The sequence below is a fragment of the Haloarchaeobius iranensis genome, from assembly GCF_900103505.1.
Lineage (GTDB): Archaea > Halobacteriota > Halobacteria > Halobacteriales > Natrialbaceae > Haloarchaeobius > Haloarchaeobius iranensis.
Map to the genome: position 1 here is coordinate 1 of NZ_FNIA01000020.1, position 17619 is coordinate 17619.

Here is a 17619-nt window from a genome sequence, read left to right on the forward strand (position 1 = left end):
GTAGTACCAGACAAGGCCGTTCTGAAGTTCTCGTGTAACCGGACGCGTGCCGTAGACATCCTCGTAGTAGCAGTGGAGGAAGCCACGAAAGAGGTCTGCTGGCTCGTGAACTCGTGTTCGCCCCCGGCAAGCGGGGGCGAACACGTCGTACTCCAGCAGAAAATCGAACTCAAGATACTCGAACAACGGTACTGTCTCGGTAGCCGCCGCATTCAAGAAGTCGTCTACCGAAGCTACGTCTTGCAGGGCGTTGGTACTGCTGGACACAGTTTCCAAACCCTGCGGCCTCCCTTGGGAGGCTTTCTATGACACGCTCTGTAGTATACTGTGAGAACAGTCACGTAGCAGGGACGGAGAAGCATCCAACGCAGACACATCGATAGACGTGTGTCGAACACAGGCTTGTACGGTGGAGATAGGTGGTTCCGAGTGACGGACGGACTCACCGAGTTTCGGTGGCAAGTCAACCCGCAACTTGCCGACTCAACACGGGTTCGTCCTTACCGTCTTCGGCTTCTTGGCAGACGGTCGTGGTGGGTAGGTCGGACGTGAGTTGATGGATCTGACGTAGGTGTACACTGTCGGTCTAGTTTCTCCTTTAAGTATGACATACACATTACAGAAGATAGTGAAGAGGTTGACAATATGACTACTAGAGATACACGAATCGCGGTTTCGACTGACGAACTTAACGAACTGAAATCGGTGAAAGAAGAACTGTACGGAGAGAACGCGGCAGACGACGTTTCCCATGCTGCCGCGATTCTCGATCTGATTGAAAACTACCGAGACTAATCTATGAGCGACACGAACAACACAGGCGAGTTTGAGGAACCCCGTGGAATCGATTACGATTACGTCGCTACGCATGAAATCGAACGCACTTCGAGTGCAAAGCGTGACTGGCTTGAACGGCAGTCACAGGTGACTGACGGAGGACAGGCACGTGAAGACCAAGGTGCGTTCATCCACCACGAATATCAGCAAGGCTCACACTCGTATGCTGATACGGAGATAGACCAGAACGAGCAGGTGCATACTCACGCAGGCCAGCAGTCTGCCGTCGCTGGCTCAACTTTCTACGCGGATGACGCCTCTCCCGACCGTCAAAGCGACTACGAACGCCTCTGGCAGTACAATGCTGGCACGGATTCGCATGTCGCCAATGGGAATGTGCGTCAGGGCGACTCGCTGAAGGTTGATTCTAATAAGAAATTCGTACACGAGCGAGTCGAAACCTTGTGTACCCAAGCAGGTGCGACGAGTCAGCAGACGCATGCCGTTTGTAGCCGTCTCAGAGGTGTAGACAAGAGAAAGTTCAATTATCTCTTGTCGGCAGGAGTTTTCGACCCCGAAGAGCACGAGCGTATCAAGGCCGACGACGATCTAAAATCCCCCACGACCGAAATTGTGGCGGTCGGTGTACTCGGGTGTATTTTGGCCTACTATTGTGACAACCCGCTTGAACACCCGACTCTCCACGATGCAGCAGAGATAGTCGGTATAACGGACGTGCATACGCTCTGTTACGAGATTTGCGAGAAGATGGAGTTCGATTGGTGTGACCCGTCTGATTTCGAGGGGACAGACGTGTAATGGCACGTCGCTGCACCAAGCCGATTAAGATATCTGAGCAGACGAAACGCGAGTTGAAGCAGGTTCGTGATAGAGACGATTCACCTGACGGACGAACCTATTCAGAGGCAATCGCATGGCTCTGTGGTAGATACGTACAGGCACCTCTGAGACGGCAGTATAACGAGATTGGGCCTACGGAAACCACCGTGGCCGTCACACCTGCCTGTTATACCGTTCTCACGGATATGAAGAAAGCAGGCGAGTCGTTCGAGGAGCTGTTTCGGAGACTACTGACGACGGTATAACGAGTCTCGTTATACTGGTTTTCTCGTTATACTACTGCATCGGTATAGGGAATCTGTGAGCACAGGTACGTTGTTGATGTGCCTGTCGTTATACTGCTGATAGCCGTGGCTACGTCGTGGAAATCCGTCGGGAGTGAGGAAACCAATCTCCCCGACGGGCGAACTGTGAAACGTGTCGACCGACAATGCGGACAGATACGAACGGAGCAACACAGACGAACTTGGTGGACGGGGGTCCCACCCGTCCATACCCTCGTACACAAATTGGCCCCCAAATCAATCGACAGACAACACCTGCGTTAGACCCGCCGAGACATGTACCGCCTGCACCCCCATCCACTCGACCAGAGACGGGACTCGGAGCGTTGCCGAACCCGTGTTGAGTCGGCAAGTCGCGGGTTGACTTGCCAGCGAAACTCGGTGAGGCAACCTGAATCCCCACTCACTTCTCCACCGTACAAGCGTCTGTTCGAGACACCTGTATCGATGTGTCTGCGTTAGACGCTTCTACTCTCTCCTAGGTGACTATCTCCACTACATACTACACAGAATGGCCCCCCGTTACCGATCTATCTCGAATGGACCCAATTCGTGTACAATATATTGCATGAAAGTGAGTAAAATTCCTATTTCGGACGGAGAACTGTGCCATTTTCCAAAGCAGTTCTACGATGCAGAGATTTCTGAGGATAGCACGAATCAAATGATTCTGACGGTGCTCGCACCCGAAGATACGAAATTCAAACTCCGACGGATTGAGCTTGAGCACGTCAGTAATATCGGGCAATTCGATACTGACGGATACGCCTACGTCGGAACGCATACCCACACGGATAGTGGGACGTGGACGGTGATGCTTCGATGAAGTGCATCAACAGGCACGTCTCTGCGGGAGACACCGTAGAAGTAGGTGAGATCGAGGGGGCTAATCTCGAACAACAGAACGGGAACCTAGTCTTTCAAGCCGTTTACTCGGGGGACCCCTCGGAGCACGTTGTACTGAAGACCCGTTTCGACCATGGTGACGATATTCAAACAAGGGGGGAAGTTCTCACCGTCGTAAGCGGAAGTGGCTATGGAAATCCAGTCTGTTACATGCTCGTTCCGATGGACGAATACGGCGGGGGTGATGGCGATGAATCTTAGCAACAGAGCTGTAGCAGAGTATGACGGAGAAGCCGACGACGACCGTGACGAGAAAGTCGAACTGGCCCTTACCCACGACGTGAAACTCGGTTGGCGAGAGGGGGAACCGCTTGTGTACGACGGCGAGGGGATACCACTCGATGAAGCTGTGAACGATGCTTACGAGGGGTATTACCGAAACGAGGATATCCTCGTGCCTGAAGCTGGTTCGTTCCTTTCCCGACTCGCGGAACACCCTCTCGTCACGTCGGTCGAGGATGTCGCTACGGAGCTTGGCATGGACCAAGGGATGAAAACAAGTTCAAAGCGGGAGAAGATTCGCAAAGCCCTCGAAATCCACGGGATTGAGATTACCGACTCTGACGACGATGTAGACCGTGACGAGACTGACGATGTGATTACCTTACCCAACGGCGAGTCGTGGGACGTAGATAACCTACGGAAACCCGTGTACGAGGATAGCCGCTTGCTGACGCAGCTTGGTCCGATGAATGGGTTTTCTGTCGAAGAAGTGGCTATCTACATAAGCAATGAGATTGGTGAACGGGTAGACGAGAGCGACGTACAGCAGGGTATGGTGAACGGTGGTATCCTCGAAGGCACCCGTGATATCGAAAATGAGAGTAGCAGTAACCAGCCTGTCGCACATCACAGTCGGGTGCATAAAGCATGACTGACGACGGTTCCCCTGAACCACACGACCCGTGGGACGATTCTGACGACGACGAAGACGACGAGACTCCCAACCCCAATGACCCTTGGGAGTAGTCGTCTTCCATTTTTGATCGAGTTGCCCCCCGTTCCTCTGCCATAATTCTGTTCTCTATTTTCCCATAGAAATCGGGGTTCGACCGTCGTCTATTATGACGATTTTGACGGGGTGTACTGAGAAATTAGTACGCAGGCAGAGGGCAGTTTGTTCCACCACTATATGCGAGTAACACACCAGTCCATATCTACTAATTTTGACGGTGAGGCTACTGTACTCCCCGATAGTGCCGTTTGACCCTCTGGCAGATCGTTCTGTAGGGCCAGATATACAGACTTCTCTTATTATCAACCTGCGTGGTACCAGATTTGGCCCCAAAATCACTTATTACAGATAGTAAAGTCTGGAATTTGGAAATCTTCTCCGACAGTCTGATAGTTATTCGTCTCTCAACGTAGCTGACTGGTTCACGCAGTCCCCTCCCCGACCGACCCACATCGTACCTGTGACTGTCGAACAGACGGACCTACTTGATTACTACCAGACATAATTATTGCATATTCTACGTACGCCTGCGTCTAATTGAAAATTCTGGCCGTTTCAGATGCTTTCAGAGCCGATAGAGAGTTATAGGCCAACAGACAGGAACCCATTCTAAGCCTGCTCAGGCACTTCACAATCGACGTGAGTAGGATGCAATCGATACCACTCACAATCTGCTCAAGACCGTCAGAAACGAATCTGTGGCTTCTCAGAGATTTTCGGGCGGGGATGACACCTATTCTGAGCTAGATATTCCTACTAGCACCAGAAAACAGATCTACATCTTCATACCAAAGTGTGATTTTCTAAGTAGTATCGAACTATAGGTTTCTACTCTCGTAAGATATGACAGGTTCTTTTACAGAACGTAAGTTCAGAAGGATTTGGATTTTGACTACTAAGGTAGGGCGTTTTGCTCAGAGGGGAGGGGGTGTGATACCCGAGGTAATAAAAATACTGTTTCGATGCACAAAGGGTAAGTACGTGCACTTTGCACTTACGATTGGGATAGGACGGGTGTCCCGACCGTAGAAAGTCGGGTCCCGTACCTTACTGCAACATCACGAGGAGCGACACGCTTAGGAACAAGACTTCAAGCACCAGCTTTACCATCTTGATCCGACTCGTGATGGACTCGTCTCGGTCGTTTCCAGAGGCGTTGCTCATGGATGGTTCTCCCCGTGCAGTCCCTCGGAGAACCGTTTGGGATAGGACGGGTGTCCCGACGGACTGCAATAGGGTTGACGAATGCCTGCACTAAAAAAACACCCTTTCACTCGACCCCCATCAGGCCAAGGGTCAACTCTTCAGAGGTACAATTAAATTGTCTCAGGCAATTGTCAAAGGTATGCAGCAAGAAGATCTTTCAATCGAAGATGCACCGAATGGGATTATCAAAGCAGTTCTGAGGGAGATGGATGGGACTCGGGACCGTGATGACCAGCCAATCATTTCTTTTGGTGGTCATCACGTCGAGGTATCTTGGAACTGTCCCGAGGGTCGTGATTGCAAGGATTATGACCCGAGAAATGAGGATCTCGATAGAGTCGAGAGGGCAGGGTCAGACGAGAAGATGTGCTACATTGAGGCAGACAAGGATGAGGTTAGAAAAGAGGCAGAGGAGCGGAACAGAATAGAATTCGAGAGGGACGAATAGGCCCGTTCTCTGGTTGGTACCGACCTTTGCGGATGAAACCACCCCATCCACCGAAAAACCTAGGTTCCCCCGCGTAGATGGTTCTCACAGATGCCCATACGGGAGTGACGTGCGTTACGTCACCGAACGGTCGTGGAACCACACCCGTAGAAAATCCATATAAAGAATCGGTGAATCGGACTCACGTCTGCCGATTCCAGAACATGCGGTGAAAGAACGGACCCGACGGGATTTGAACCCGCGACATCTTGGTCCGGAACCAAGCACTCTGTCCACTGAGCTACGGGCCCTCAGGTACGCATTGCCCACCCGATGCTATAACGGTTGTGAACCGCTCACTCCTCGCCGCCGGTCGGTGACGGCGACTCCCCGGGGCCCTTCTCGATGTAGGCGTCCTTCCACGTCCCCCGGGTGAACCAGAGGGCGGCGGCGACGCCGCCGACGATGTTGCCGAGCGCCATGCCGATCCAGAAGCCGTCGGGGCCGAGCCCGTAGCCGGTGAACTCGGTGAACGGGACGGTGCCGACGAGCGGGATGGGGTCGAAGGCGAGGATGCCGACGGTGGCGACGCGGCCGATCCAGAGCGCAAGCAGGGAGAACACGAGCGCGGTCTTCGTGTTGCCCGCGCCGCGGTAGGCGCCGAGGACGACCTGGAGGACACCGATGAAGGCGAACTCGAAGGCGCGGACCCGGATGTAGTCGGAGCTGAAGTCGATGGTGGCCCGGGCGTTGTCGATGTCCTCACTGACGAACGCCTCGACGAGCGGGTCGGGGAAGGCGTAGACGAGCACGGCGACGACGAGGAGGATGCCGGCGGCCGCTCCGGCGGCGAGGAGGACGGCGCGCTCGGCGCGCGCCGGTTTGTCGGCGCCGAGGTTCTGTCCGACCATGGTGTTGGTGGCGCGGCCGAGGCCCATGGCGGGGAGGAAGATGAGCGATGCGATGCGGTTGCCGAGGCCGTAGGCGGCGACGACCGGCGGCGCGAACAGGACGATCATCGCGGTCAGCGTGACCATGGCGAACGCGCTGGCGGACTGTTCGAGCGCCGTGGGGACTCCGAGGCGGACGATGTCGCGGATGACCCCGAAGTCCGGCTTGAGGTGCGAGACGTCGACGTCGGGGCCGGCGTCGGTGAAGAAGAGGATGTAGACGCCGAGGATGGAGCCGAGCCCGCGGGAGGCGACGGTGGCGATGGCCGCGCCCTGGATGCCGAGTTCGGGGACGGGGCCGACGCCGAAGATGAGGATGGGGTCGATGACGACGTTGACGGCGACGCTGACGAGCATCACCCGCATCGGGGTCTTGGTGTCGCCGTAGCCGCGCATGAGCGCCGAGAAGACGAAGAAGCCGAACATGAAGACGATGCCGAGGAAGAACACCTCCATGTAGTCGGCGGCGAGCGGGATGACGGCCTCCTTGGTCTCCTGCTGACTGGGCAGTGCGGCGAGCATGTCCTCGGTGAGGACGTAGCCGACGATGCCGAGTCCGATGGCGAGCACGGAGACGAACGAGAGGGTCTGGCCGGCGACGCGGCCGGCCGAGGTGTCGCTGTCGGCCCCGGTGTACTGCGCGACGAGGATGCTCCCTGCGGCGGTGAACCCGCCCGCGAGCGAGATGAGCAGGAAGATGAGGGGGAACGCGAGGCTGATGGCGGCCAGCGCGTCGGTGTCGAACTGGCCGAGCCAGAACGTGTCCGCGATGTTGTACGTGACCTGGAGGAGCTGGAGGGCGACGATGGGCCAGGCGAGCCGGAACATCGGTCGCACCAGTCCGCCCTCCGTGATGCTGTCGGACGGCTGAGTGCTCACTGTACTTCGAAACGAAACACTCGGTTTTGAATCTGTTGAAACGCCGTCGAGGGCGGTCAGGGCCCGGTTTCAGGGCGACACGGTGGTCGCCGCACGGACGAACCGGTAGGCCGTCCGCACGTCCGGTGCCTCGTGGCCGACAGTGCGGCTGTCCGCGCCGCGCTCGACGCCGGGCCAGAGCGTCGCCTGGTCCGCGAGTATCGCGTTCACGAAGTCGACGGCGACCCGTATCGGTGGCTCGACGGGCACCGGCGCGTCGGGGTCGGCGGTTGGTCGGTCGCGGCCGCACGCGCTGCCGCCTCGATGTCGTCTCGAACCGCCTCGGGCGGACGGCAGACCACCGCGCCGGCCCCGCGAGCGGTCTTGGTGGTGACGTAGCTCGCGGCGGGGAGGCGGTCGGCGTCCTCGGATGGGTCGGTGTAGCCACTCACACCCTCGATGTCTGCGCTGAGAAACACCTCGAACTCGCTCATGCCGGCACGTCACGCGCCGGCGACAAAGATGCGGGGGTCTACGGCGTCTCGTTGGTCTCGAGCGTGAACTCGCCGCGCGGGTAGGCGACGCAGGTCAGCACGTAGCCGTCCTCGAGCTCGGGGTCGTCGAGCATCTCCTGGTTGTCGTGCTCGACGTAGTCCCTGGAGTCACCGCCGTCGGCGACGTGTCCCGCACAGGAGACACACTGGCCCTGTCGGCAGGCGTAGGGCAGGTCCCAGCCCTCTTCCTCGCCGGCCTCGAGCAGCGTCTCGTTGTTGGCGACGGAGATGGTCTCGCCCTCCTTCGTGTACTCGATGTCGAAGTGCTCGATTTCGTCCTCCGGGATGTCGGCGGGGCTCGTCGACTCCTCTTCTTCGGCGCCCTCCTCGAGCTCCGCGCCTGCGTCGCCGGCGCCGACCGCACCGACCGCGCCGCCGCCACCGATGGAGCGGTTCATCGGCTCGGGGAACTCGGTCTCCGGGACGGTGCTCGCCCGATGTTCGAGGACGTCCTGCGAGATGTCCTCGTTGGGCTTCCAGGACGTGCCGCGCACGAGATGGAGCGTGACGGCGATGACCGTCAGGGAGAGCCCGACAGCGATTCCCAGTTCGTTAGCCATATGCGAGACGGTTAGGAGTACGGGTTTAATTCAGTTGTGATTGCTCGCGCCCTCTGCGACGGTATCGGGGGCTCTCACTCCCGGTCGGGGCGAGCGACGTCGTACTGATGACAGTACAGTTCGAGCAGTTCCTCCAGCAGGAGGGCGTCGCGCGAACTCGTCGGGTAGTGGTGGTCGATGAAGTCCTCGGCGTCGTTCGGGTTGCCGCGGACGACGAACCGCCGGACGGTCGCGACCGACTCGAAGAAGGGGAGTCCGGACTCGCGGTCCTCGGCGGATTCGATGACCTGGTCCTGCGGGAACACGTCCGCCTTGATATCGTCGAAGTCGACGGTCGAGGGCTCGTAGCTGTCCGAGAGCTGCTCGAGGATGTACTCCGAGGCGAAGCGGTAGAACTCGGACTTGCTCTCGAAGACGCCCTCCTCGACGAGGGACTCGATCTCCTCGACGGTCGACTCCGAGAACCGGACCGTGCTCTTTACCATACCCACGCATGTTAGCGAAGGGGTAATAAATCGACCGACCGTCCAGCTCCGTTTTCACCCCGCTCCGGCGCTGCTGTGCCCGTTTCGTGGCCGACCGTCTGACGTACGTCGGACGTTCGGCGCGGCAACCGCGTCCACCGAGAGTATCTGGGAGAGATCCCGATAGAGAAGGACAGGTACAGAGGAGCTGTACCGCGATTGCGACGGCCACGACCCGCGGTCGTCACCGACCCCTTTGCGTGAATCGCTGGCATACTGCACGGCGGGCGCTCGTTCCTCGAGAATCCTGGCAGCCGAGGGCTACCAACCCTGCCCCCCGGCTACTCACTCCTTCCGTGCGACCCCGTGCCGCCCGACCATCTTTTCCATCGTCGGGTGCCGTCGCTTCGCTCCGGCACCGCTCCTCGAAAAACATGGGTGAAAACGGCCGCGGCTCACTCCGTTCGCCGCGGTGAAACGCCGGCCGCAGGCCGGCGTACGTCTACGGCACCGCGACGGCACAGCCCCGGGCCCGTCTCACTGCTCCCGCGCGACCTCGTGCCGGCCGAAGCCGTAGCGGAGCCGGTTCGCGAGCCGGCGGGAGAACCGCCCCGATTCGGGGGCCCGGGAGCCGAACCGCTCGGCGAGCGACTGGTAGATGAGCGGGACGGGTACCTCCTGTTCGAGGGCCTCCTGTACGGTCCAGGTGCCCGTCGAGCCGCCCGCGACGTGGTCCGCAACGTCACCCAGCTCGTCCGCCTCGGTCCCTTCCTCGCGGAAGGCCTCCTCGCAGAGTTCGAGCAGCCACGAGCGGATGACTGCACCGTTGTTCCAGGTGCGCGCGACCGATTCGAGGTCGAGGTCGTACCGGCCGTTCGCGAGCAGTTCGAACCCCTCGCCGTAGGTCTGCATGAGGGCGTACTCGACGCCGTTGTGGACCATCTTCACGTAGTGGCCGGAGCCGGCGGGCCCCATGCGGTCGTGGCCCTCGGGGCCGGTCGCGACGGCGTCGAAGACCGGCGAGAGCTCGTCGTAGGCCCACTGCGGGCCGCCGACCATCAGCGAGAAGCCCAGCTCCGCGCCGGCGGGACCGCCCGAGGTGCCACAGTCGAGATACGCCGCGTCGGTCTCCTCGGCGCGGCGCACCGAGTCCTCGAAGTGGGAGTTACCGCCGTCGACGACGATGTCGTCGCCGTCGAGTCGGGGTTCCAGGTCCGCGAGCGCGGCGTCGACCGGCTCGCCCGCCGGGACCATCAGCCAGATGCGCTTCTCGTCGCCGAGCTCGGCCGCGAGTTCGGCGACGGAGTCGACCGGCGTCGCGCCCGCGTCGGCCGCCGCCGCGACGGCGTCGTCGTCGAGGTCGAACGCGACCACGTCGTGTCCGGCGTCGAGTGTTCGGTCGACCACGATGCGACCCATCCGCCCGAGGCCGAGTACGCCCAGTTGCATGGCTGGGGCTGCTCGGGGAGACACCGTAGGGGTTGTGATTGCCGACCGCGGTCGGGAGTCACTCGTACACGCCGACGGCAAAGCGGGAGAGGATGTAGCCGAGCACCGCGAGCGAGGCCGCGAAGATGGCGAGGTCGACCGGTGATTCCCCCGCGAAGACGGCGAGGGGTTCGGTCGGCCGCCGAACGAGACCGACGATAGCGTCACGGACGCCGTACGTGGCAATCCAGAGGGCCCCGGGCAGACCCCACCGATGACGGTGCAACACCCCCCAGGCGATGGCGAGGAACAGCGGCACCCAGCCGAAGATGAAGATGGCGTTGAGCGTGTCGACGCCGCCCCCGCCGACGCGGAGCAGCGCCTGGTACAGCGGTGAGGCGGAGACGGTGACGAGGTAGCCGGCGACCAGTTTGTTGCCGAGCGGTGCGGCGACCGCGTCGTCGCTCAATGGGAGGGTCACGCTGTCGGTCGGTACAGCGAACCCGAACAAAATTCTTCCGACAGGAACCGGGTGAGAGATACGTGCCGGCGGCTCGACCGGGGGAGCGCATCGGGAGTGAATCTGTGACGCGGGCAGAACGAACCGCGAGCGTGGTGCTACGGATGGACGACGACCCGCGCCGGGGACGGTACCGAACGGCGTGTGGGACGCGAACGGATCCGTCGCGACATCACACTGCCTCCTCGACTGAGACGGCCACGGAGGACTGGATCCACGCCGTGGAGCGGCCTTCGTCGAACAGCAGGATTTCGCCGTCGCCGACATCGATGGCGACGTACGGCCCGAAGTCGACGGCGTCGACTCCGACCGTGTCGTGTCCCCGGTCTCGGTTCGGTGCAGCTGCCATGGTGTTCCTCGGCCGCTACGTTGGTCCCCGAGCACGATAAATGTTAGCACGTCACAAGTTTTCGCGAGGTGACCGCACGACCGCGACACACTGAAGACACGTTCCCGGTCGTTGGCAAAACGGTATGCCCGATGCGTCGCAACGGGTGTGCATGACAGTCAACGCGATCTTCGATGCGATGCCGTACGCGAAGCATCTCGGCATCGAGTTGGAGGAGGCCGAGGACGGCTTCGCCCGGGGTCGCCTCGAACTCGCCGAGGAGCACTCCTCGGTCCCCGGGAAGGTGATCGCCCACGGCGGCGTCGTCCACTCCTTCGCCGACCACGTCGCGGGTGCGGCGGTCATCTCGCTGAACTTCACCCCGACGCCGACCATCGACATCCGCATCGACCACCTCGCCCCGGCGACGGAGGACCTCGTCGCGGAGGCCGAGGTCGTCAAGGACGGCGCGGACATCGCCACCGTCGACTGCGACGTGACCGACGTGACCGGCACCCGCGTCGCCACCGCCCGCGGCGTGTTCAAGACCGCCGGGGGCGACGGCGGCTCGGCCTGGGTCGACGACGCGACGGCGTTCGACGTCGACTGAGCCCGAACGAGCCGGCGGTCCCACCCGCTTTCGTCGGGGTTTTTCTCGCTGGAGATACGAGTACCGGTATGCTCGGCTCCCCGAAGCTCCGGAAAGCGATCGCCGCCGCAACCGCCGCACAGGGCCTTCTCAGCCTCCTCTTCCCGAAGCGCATGGCCAAGCTCGGCTCGCGCCTCCTGCTCGGTATGAGCTACGAGAACACCGGCGAACTCGAGCCCCGCGACTGGTACGTCGACTCGACCCGCGCCTCCGGCCTCGGGATGCTCGTCGGCGGCCTGTTCGGCTACATCCTCGCCGACCGCGCCGGTGACAGCGCCGCCGCGGCAGCCGTCGAGGAGAGCGAGGACGCCGCCGAGGATGCAGCGAGCGACGAGGAAGACGACGACGACGACGGCCCCGTGATGGTCGACATCGACGAGTAAGTGCGCCCCGGCGCAGTCGGTGCCGGACTCGGCACACTGCTTTTGCCGGCTCGGACCGTACGCTAGCGTATTATGTCGACACTCAGCGAGAGCCGCGGGATGGGCCCGAACGCACCGATGAGCGCCATCGGCTACATCATCGCCGGGCTGCTGGCGCTCGTCCTGCTGCCCCTCGCGCCCATCATCCTGGTCGCGTGGCTCGCCCTCAAGATCGCCGAGGCGGCCGGCGGCGAGACCGAGGAGGACGACAGACGCCCCGGTGCAGCGTAGCTACGTCACGCCGCCGCTCTCGGGTTCGTACTCCTCGTAGAGCGACTGCGCCGCGATCTCGACGAGGTCGTCGACCACGGACCACACCTCCTCGAAGGTGACGTAGTACGGCGAGGGCGCGACCCGGACCACGTTCGGGGGTCGGTAGTCCACGACGATGCCGCGGTCGCGCAGCGCCTCGCTGATGCGATAGCCCTCGGCATGTTCGAGCGCGACGTGGCCGCCTCGCCGGTCGGGGTCCCGCGGCGTTCCCACGGCGAACCCGTGCTCGGCGAGGCGCGCGTCGGTCAGGGAGACGAGGTACTCCGTCAGCGCGACCGACTTCTCCCGCAACGCGTCGATGCCGGCATCCTCGACCACGTCCAGCGCGCCGTCGAGCGGTGCCGCGGCGAGCAGCGGCGGCGTGCCGATCTGCCACGCCCCGGCGTCCGGTGCCTGGTCGTAGGTGGTGCGCATCTCGAACATCGTCGACTTGTCGTTGCCCCACCAGCCCGCCAGCGCGGGTGGTGCGTCGAAGTGCTCTTCGTTCATGTACAGCCCCGCGACCGCGCCGGGACCGCCGTTGAGGTACTTGTACGAGCACCAGACCGCGAAGTCGACACCGTTCGCGTCGAACTCGTGTGGCACCGCGCCGACGCTGTGGGCCGCATCGACGCCGAACAGCGCGCCGTGCTCGCGGGCCAGCTCGGCGATGGCTTCCACGTCGAGCAGCTGTCCCGACCGGTACAGCACCGTCGGGAGGAAGACGACGTCCACGTCGTTGGTCTCCAGTGCCCGCTCGACGTCCGCCACGGTCACGGTGCGGCCGTCGCTGCTCTCGGCGACGACGAGGTGGTCGTCGGGGTCGAGCCCGCGCTGGCGGAGCTGAGCCCGGATGGCGTAGTGGTCCGTCGGGAAGTCCAGGTCGTCCACGAGGATGGTCTCCGCGCCGTAGGCGTCGAGCATCGTCCCGATCACCGTGTGGATGTTGACCGTCGTCGAGTTGCCGACGACGACCTCGGACTCCCGTGCACCGACGAGCGACGCGAGCCGGTCGCCCAGTCGCTCGGGGTAGTGGAACCAGTCCGGGTCAGCCTCGCCCCAGCCCCGGATGGCCAGGTCGCGCCACTCGTCGACGACGTGCGCTAGCGCCGCCTCCGCGTCCTTCGACATGAGCCCCAGCGAGTTCCCGTCCATGTAGCGGTCGCCCTCCGGGATGTAGAATCGGTTCCGTAACGCCGCGAGCGGGTCCCGGTCGTCGAGTTCAATGGCGAAGGCACGGTCCGTCGGTGGGTCCTCTGGGAGTTCGGGCGTCGGCATGCTGGCCAGTCGTTCGCGTGGCACCGTCAACAATCTTGGGACGGGACCGTTCCGAGCGCAGTGGGCGTGTCAGAAAAATATAATGACCTCCTGTAGAGTTGGACGGTGGATTCAGTCACAGAACTAACTCACCTCCGGTTTTTGAGTACGTACCAACAGAAATCTGGGGCAGAGTTGGGAGCTAGTCGGGAAAACGTGGTAGTTCGTCCCAGTCGAACGCGGCGGTGGTGTTCCGATGACCACAGACAGACGCGCCGTGCTTCGGTCGCTCGCCGCTGGAACCGCACTGCTCGCCGGCGGGGCCGGCACCGCCGCTGCAGGCCCACCGCGCGACGGAGACACGATCGTCGACGTGGCTGTCTCGGCCGACGGGTTCGACACGCTGGTCGCAGCCGTCGCCGAGGCCGGGCTCGTCGGGGCACTCGACGGCAACCGCCAGCTGACCGTGTTCGCACCGACCGACGAGGCGTTCGCTGCCGTCGGCATCACGCCCGACAACGTCGGCGACGTCGACGACGAGTTCCTGCTGAGAACGCTGGCCTAGCACGTCGTCCCCGGCCGTCGCCGGGCGCGTTCCGTCGTCGACACCGCGGGCGTCCCCACGCTGAACGATGCCCGGGTCGCCGTCGACGGCACCAGCCTCAACGGCGACCAGGCCGACATCGTCGCGACTGGCATCGAGGCGTCGAACGCGTTCGTCCACGTCATCGACGGCGTTCTCCTGCCGTAGTCCCCCACGGCACTCCACCGCCGAGCGACGTGTCAGTAGCCCGCCGAGGCGACCGCGAACGTCCCGACCACGAGCGCGACGGCCACGGCGGACGCCTGCAGAAACGCCACGTCCGCGGGCACCCGCAGCAGCAGCCCCGTCCCGGCGGTAACTCCGAAGGCGACGACGGCGGTGGCGAGCGCGCGGATGAGCCGGTTCGGGTCGCCTGCCATACCTCCCGCTCCTCGCGGCGGTGGCTAAAGGCCTTCGGCAGGGGCGGCAACAGACGGGCGCGGTCCCACGTCGAACCCGCAGGGTTTTACTCCGTCTCCCGACCAGTACACGCCATGACAGAGGCGACGGGTATCGTCGGGGAGTTCCTGGGGCTGAAGGCGGAGACCGACGCCGACGTGCTCGCGATGCAGTGCGGCGACTTCTACGAGTTCTTCGCGGACGACGCCGAGCTCGTCGCCGACGAGCTGGACCTGAAGGTGAGCCAGAAGTCGAGCCACGGCTCGTCGTACCCGATGGCCGGCGTACCGGTCGACGACCTCACGCCGTACCTGAAGGCGCTCGTCGAGCGCGGCTACACGGTCGCCGTCGCGGAGCAACACGAGGACGGCGGCGACATCCACCGCGAGATAGAGCGCGTGGTGACGCCCGGCACGCTGCTCGACGTCGCCAGGGTCGACGCGCAGTATCTCGCCGCGGTCGTGCGAGCGGGCGACGGCGGCACGGGCGGCGACGCGGACGACACGACCTACGGCCTCGCGTTCGCCGACGTGACGACGGGCCGGTTCCACGTGACGACGGTCGAGGGCACCGCCGCCGCGCTCACGGAGCTGTACCGGTTCAGTCCCGTCGAGGTGCTTCCCGGCCCCGGAATCCGGGACGACGGCGCGCTCTGTGACCGCATCGAGGAGCGGACCGGCGCGCGGCTCTCGCTGCCCGACGCGTCGTCGTTCGCGCCGGGACAGGCGGGCCACGTCGCCCGCGACCACTTCGGCGACGACACGTTCGAGACCCTCGGCGTAGGCGACCTCGGCGTCCGCGCCGCGGGTGCAGTCCTCGCCTACGTCGACGAGACCGGCACGGGCGTGCTCGCGTCGATGACCCGGGTCCAGCCCTACCACGGCGGCGAGCACGTCGAGCTCGACGCGACGACCCAGCGCAACCTCGAACTGACCGAGACGATGCACGGCGACCGCGCGGGCAGCCTGTTCGCGACGGTCGACCACACCGTCACCAGCCCGGGCGGTCGCCTGCTGAAGGAGTGGCTCCAGCGGCCCCGACGCGACCGCGACACGCTCGACGAACGCCAGGCGAGCGTCGCCGCCTTCACCGCCGGCGCGCTCGGTCGCGAGGAGGTCCGGGACACCCTCGACGCGGCGTACGACCTCGAACGGCTCGCGTCCCGGGCGGTGGGTGGGAGCGCCGACGCGACGGACCTGCTCCGGGTGCGGGACACGCTGGGCGTGCTCCCCGAACTCGTCGAGGCCATCGAGGCGTCGCCCCAGCTGGCGGACTCGCCGCTGTCTGGCATCCTCTCGCGGCCGGACCGGGAGGCGGCCGCCGCACTCCGGGACGAACTCGCCGACGCGCTCGTCGAGGACCCCCCGAAGACGACGACCCAGGGCGGGCTGTTCAAACCGGGCTACGACGACGAGCTCGACGAGCTCCGGGAGCGCCACGAGGCCGCCCAGGCGTACTTCGACGAGCTGGCCGACCGGGTGAAACGCGAGCACGGACTCAGCCACGTCACCGTCGACCGGAACAAGACCGACGGCTACTACGTGCAGGTCGGCAAGTCCGCCGCCGACGGCGTGCCCGAACACTTCGAGCACGTGAAGACGCTCAAGAACTCGAAGCGCTTCCGGACCGACGAGCTCGCCGAGAAGGAGCGCGAGCTGTTCCGGCTGGAGGAGCAGCGGGGCGAGCTCGAAGCGCGGCTGTTCGACGAGTTGCGCGACCGCGTCGCCGCACGGGCCGAACTGCTGCAGGACGTGGGGCGGACCGTCGCCGAGGTGGACGTGCTCGCGAGCCTCGCGACCCACGCCGTCTCGAACGACTGGAACCGCCCCGAACTGACCGACGAGCGCGCCCTCGACGTGACGGCGGGCCGCCACCCCGTCGTCGAGCAGACCGTCGAGTTCGTCCCGAACGACTGCCACCTGGACGACGAGCGCACGTTCACCGTCGTCACCGGTCCCAACATGTCGGGGAAGTCGACGTACATGCGCCAGACCGCGCTCATCGTGCTCCTCGCCCAGGTCGGCAGCTTCGTGCCCGCCCGCGAGGCCACCGTCGGACTGGTCGACGGCATCTACACCCGGGTCGGTGCGCTGGACGAGCTCGCCCAGGGCCGCTCGACGTTCATGGTGGAGATGCAGGAGCTCTCGAACATCCTCCACTCCGCCACCGAGGACTCCCTGGTCATCCTGGACGAGGTCGGCCGCGGCACCGCCACCTACGACGGCATCTCCATCGCCTGGGCCGCCGTCGAGTACCTGCACAACGAGATCCGCGCGAAGACCCTGTTCGCGACGCACTACCACGAGCTGACCGGGCTCGCCGAGCACCTCGAACGCGTCCAGAACGTCCACGTCGCGGCCGACGAGCGCGACGGCGACGTGACGTTCCTCCGCACCGTTCGGGAGGGACCGACGGACCGCTCCTACGGCATCCACGTCGCCGACCTCGCCGGGGTTCCCGAGCCGGTCGTCGACCGCGCCCGCGACGTGCTCGACCGGCTCCGCCAGGAGAAGGCCATCGAGGCCCGGGGGAGCAGCGGCGGCGACGGCGGCGGGGGCCAGCAGGTCGTCTTCGACCTCGACAGCGGCACCATGGCGACGGCTGACGGGGGGCGAGAGACGGAGCACGAACCGGCCATCGACCCCGAGACAGAGGCCATCCTCGACGAACTGGACGAGGTCGACGTGGACCGGACCTCGCCCGTCGAGCTGATGCAGCGCGTGCAGGAGTGGCAGGAGCGGCTGGACCGGGAGTGAACGGCGACCATATTTTCCGACCAACCGGATGGCGCGCGGCTGGCGAGACGCGCGACCGAGAGGGAGCGTGTCTCGCCGCACTCGTGCGAGGGATGAGCGACGCGAGAGCTTCGCTCTCGCGAGTCTGAGCGCGTAGCGCTCAGGCACCGCAGGGAGCACTAGAGGCTGGGGGGCATGCGGTGCGGTGCGGTCGCTGTCGGGTGTCCCCGTGAGCGAGCCTGCG

The 17619-nt window shown here is 63.5% G+C and carries 18 protein-coding genes, 1 tRNA gene and 2 pseudogenes; 9 read left to right on the forward strand and 12 right to left on the reverse strand.

Going from position 1 to position 17619, the window contains the following annotated elements; translation table 11 throughout:
- A pseudogene (locus tag BLT27_RS14745) lies at positions 1-267 on the reverse strand (IS5/IS1182 family transposase); the annotation flags it as partial.
- A gap of 531 nt (positions 268-798) precedes the next feature.
- On the opposite strand from BLT27_RS14745, the gene BLT27_RS14750 reads away from it, so the two are divergent.
- The 4 genes from BLT27_RS14750 to BLT27_RS19275 all read left to right on the forward strand — a co-directional run bounded on the left by BLT27_RS14750 (position 799) and on the right by BLT27_RS19275 (position 5437).
- The gene (locus BLT27_RS14750) at positions 799-1596 is read left to right on the forward strand and encodes a hypothetical protein (protein ID WP_089735237.1); all 798 of its coding nucleotides are present in this window, start codon (positions 799-801) and stop codon (positions 1594-1596) included.
- Positions 1597-2744: 1148 nt separating this feature from the next.
- Complete coding sequence (locus BLT27_RS19270) at positions 2745-3029, forward strand: hypothetical protein (protein ID WP_139172353.1); 285 nt, start codon at positions 2745-2747, stop codon at positions 3027-3029.
- Entirely contained in the window at positions 3019-3702 is a 684-nt protein-coding gene (locus BLT27_RS14755; protein ID WP_139172354.1) for a hypothetical protein, read from the forward strand. Before BLT27_RS19270 ends, BLT27_RS14755 begins: the two co-directional genes overlap by 11 nt.
- A 1426-nt stretch (positions 3703-5128) precedes the next feature.
- A complete protein-coding gene (locus BLT27_RS19275; RefSeq protein WP_139172355.1) occupies positions 5129-5437 on the forward strand; it encodes a hypothetical protein in 309 nt (102 codons plus the stop codon).
- Positions 5438-5654: 217 nt separating this feature from the next.
- Here the strand turns inward: BLT27_RS19275 and BLT27_RS14760 are convergent.
- The 9 genes from BLT27_RS14760 to BLT27_RS19885 all read right to left on the reverse strand — a co-directional run bounded on the left by BLT27_RS14760 (position 5655) and on the right by BLT27_RS19885 (position 11099).
- Positions 5655-5727, reverse strand: a tRNA-Arg gene (locus BLT27_RS14760).
- Between the two features lie 45 nt (positions 5728-5772).
- Complete coding sequence (locus BLT27_RS14765) at positions 5773-7245, reverse strand: MATE family efflux transporter (RefSeq protein WP_303645325.1); 1473 nt, start codon at positions 7243-7245, stop codon at positions 5773-5775.
- Positions 7246-7314: 69 nt separating this feature from the next.
- Positions 7315-7455 carry a M55 family metallopeptidase gene (locus BLT27_RS19875; RefSeq protein ID WP_245707786.1) on the reverse strand — a complete coding sequence of 47 codons (141 nt, stop codon included), beginning with the start codon at positions 7453-7455 and terminating at the stop codon, positions 7315-7317.
- Positions 7452-7718 carry a hypothetical protein gene (locus tag BLT27_RS19880; protein WP_089735242.1) on the reverse strand — a complete coding sequence of 89 codons (267 nt, stop codon included), beginning with the start codon at positions 7716-7718 and terminating at the stop codon, positions 7452-7454. Before BLT27_RS19880 ends, BLT27_RS19875 begins: the two co-directional genes overlap by 4 nt.
- A gap of 38 nt (positions 7719-7756) precedes the next feature.
- On the reverse strand, positions 7757-8338 hold the full coding sequence (locus tag BLT27_RS14775) for a 2Fe-2S iron-sulfur cluster-binding protein (RefSeq protein ID WP_089735244.1): 582 nt from the start codon (positions 8336-8338) through the stop codon (positions 7757-7759).
- A 74-nt stretch (positions 8339-8412) separates the two neighbouring features.
- The gene (locus BLT27_RS14780; protein WP_089735246.1) at positions 8413-8823 is read right to left on the reverse strand and encodes a ribbon-helix-helix domain-containing protein; all 411 of its coding nucleotides are present in this window, start codon (positions 8821-8823) and stop codon (positions 8413-8415) included.
- A 516-nt stretch (positions 8824-9339) separates the two neighbouring features.
- A complete protein-coding gene (gene gnd / locus BLT27_RS14785; RefSeq protein ID WP_089735248.1) occupies positions 9340-10251 on the reverse strand; it encodes a phosphogluconate dehydrogenase (NAD(+)-dependent, decarboxylating) in 912 nt (303 codons plus the stop codon).
- 58 nt (positions 10252-10309) lie between these two features.
- Positions 10310-10711 carry a hypothetical protein gene (locus BLT27_RS14790; protein WP_089735250.1) on the reverse strand — a complete coding sequence of 134 codons (402 nt, stop codon included), beginning with the start codon at positions 10709-10711 and terminating at the stop codon, positions 10310-10312.
- Between the two features lie 211 nt (positions 10712-10922).
- Positions 10923-11099 carry a hypothetical protein gene (locus tag BLT27_RS19885; RefSeq protein WP_175526477.1) on the reverse strand — a complete coding sequence of 59 codons (177 nt, stop codon included), beginning with the start codon at positions 11097-11099 and terminating at the stop codon, positions 10923-10925.
- 151 nt (positions 11100-11250) lie between these two features.
- Here BLT27_RS19885 and BLT27_RS14795 point away from each other — a divergent pair, with 151 nt between their 5' ends.
- The 3 genes from BLT27_RS14795 (at position 11251) to BLT27_RS14805 (ending at position 12380) form a co-directional block, all read left to right on the forward strand.
- Positions 11251-11688, forward strand: a complete 438-nt coding sequence (locus tag BLT27_RS14795; RefSeq protein WP_089735253.1) for a PaaI family thioesterase — start codon at positions 11251-11253, stop codon at positions 11686-11688.
- Between the two features lie 68 nt (positions 11689-11756).
- Positions 11757-12110, forward strand: a complete 354-nt coding sequence (locus BLT27_RS14800; protein ID WP_089735256.1) for a DUF6199 family natural product biosynthesis protein — start codon at positions 11757-11759, stop codon at positions 12108-12110.
- Between the two features lie 72 nt (positions 12111-12182).
- Positions 12183-12380, forward strand: a complete 198-nt coding sequence (locus BLT27_RS14805) for a DUF7535 family protein (RefSeq protein WP_089735258.1) — start codon at positions 12183-12185, stop codon at positions 12378-12380.
- On the opposite strand, the gene kynU is transcribed toward BLT27_RS14805, so the two are convergent.
- On the reverse strand, positions 12381-13679 hold the full coding sequence (gene kynU, locus BLT27_RS14810) for a kynureninase (protein ID WP_089735260.1): 1299 nt from the start codon (positions 13677-13679) through the stop codon (positions 12381-12383).
- Positions 13680-13914: 235 nt separating this feature from the next.
- On the opposite strand from kynU, the pseudogene BLT27_RS14815 reads away from it, so the two are divergent.
- Positions 13915-14409: pseudogene (locus BLT27_RS14815) on the forward strand (fasciclin domain-containing protein).
- 32 nt (positions 14410-14441) lie between these two features.
- On the opposite strand, the gene BLT27_RS14820 reads toward BLT27_RS14815, so the two are convergent.
- Positions 14442-14621 carry a hypothetical protein gene (locus BLT27_RS14820; protein WP_089735262.1) on the reverse strand — a complete coding sequence of 60 codons (180 nt, stop codon included), beginning with the start codon at positions 14619-14621 and terminating at the stop codon, positions 14442-14444.
- A 114-nt stretch (positions 14622-14735) separates the two neighbouring features.
- Between BLT27_RS14820 and mutS the strand changes: the two genes are divergently transcribed.
- Complete coding sequence (gene mutS, locus BLT27_RS14825) at positions 14736-17396, forward strand: DNA mismatch repair protein MutS (RefSeq protein ID WP_089735264.1); 2661 nt, start codon at positions 14736-14738, stop codon at positions 17394-17396.
- Positions 17397-17619 lie beyond the last annotated feature (223 nt).

Coding starts and splice junctions, on each gene's coding strand:
- BLT27_RS14750 (WP_089735237.1), top strand. CDS start 799: ATGAGCGACACGAACAACACAGGCGAGTTTGAGGAACCCCGTGGAATC.
- BLT27_RS19270 (WP_139172353.1), top strand. CDS start 2,745: ATGAAGTGCATCAACAGGCACGTCTCTGCGGGAGACACCGTAGAAGTA.
- BLT27_RS14755 (WP_139172354.1), top strand. CDS start 3,019: ATGAATCTTAGCAACAGAGCTGTAGCAGAGTATGACGGAGAAGCCGAC.
- BLT27_RS19275 (WP_139172355.1), top strand. CDS start 5,129: ATGCAGCAAGAAGATCTTTCAATCGAAGATGCACCGAATGGGATTATC.
- BLT27_RS19880 (WP_089735242.1), bottom strand. CDS start 7,718: ATGAGCGAGTTCGAGGTGTTTCTCAGCGCAGACATCGAGGGTGTGAGT.
- BLT27_RS14775 (WP_089735244.1), bottom strand. CDS start 8,338: ATGGCTAACGAACTGGGAATCGCTGTCGGGCTCTCCCTGACGGTCATC.
- BLT27_RS14780 (WP_089735246.1), bottom strand. CDS start 8,823: ATGGTAAAGAGCACGGTCCGGTTCTCGGAGTCGACCGTCGAGGAGATC.
- gnd (WP_089735248.1), bottom strand. CDS start 10,251: ATGCAACTGGGCGTACTCGGCCTCGGGCGGATGGGTCGCATCGTGGTC.
- BLT27_RS19885 (WP_175526477.1), bottom strand. CDS start 11,099: ATGGCAGCTGCACCGAACCGAGACCGGGGACACGACACGGTCGGAGTC.
- BLT27_RS14795 (WP_089735253.1), top strand. CDS start 11,251: ATGACAGTCAACGCGATCTTCGATGCGATGCCGTACGCGAAGCATCTC.
- BLT27_RS14800 (WP_089735256.1), top strand. CDS start 11,757: ATGCTCGGCTCCCCGAAGCTCCGGAAAGCGATCGCCGCCGCAACCGCC.
- BLT27_RS14805 (WP_089735258.1), top strand. CDS start 12,183: ATGTCGACACTCAGCGAGAGCCGCGGGATGGGCCCGAACGCACCGATG.
- kynU (WP_089735260.1), bottom strand. CDS start 13,679: ATGCCGACGCCCGAACTCCCAGAGGACCCACCGACGGACCGTGCCTTC.
- BLT27_RS14820 (WP_089735262.1), bottom strand. CDS start 14,621: ATGGCAGGCGACCCGAACCGGCTCATCCGCGCGCTCGCCACCGCCGTC.
- mutS (WP_089735264.1), top strand. CDS start 14,736: ATGACAGAGGCGACGGGTATCGTCGGGGAGTTCCTGGGGCTGAAGGCG.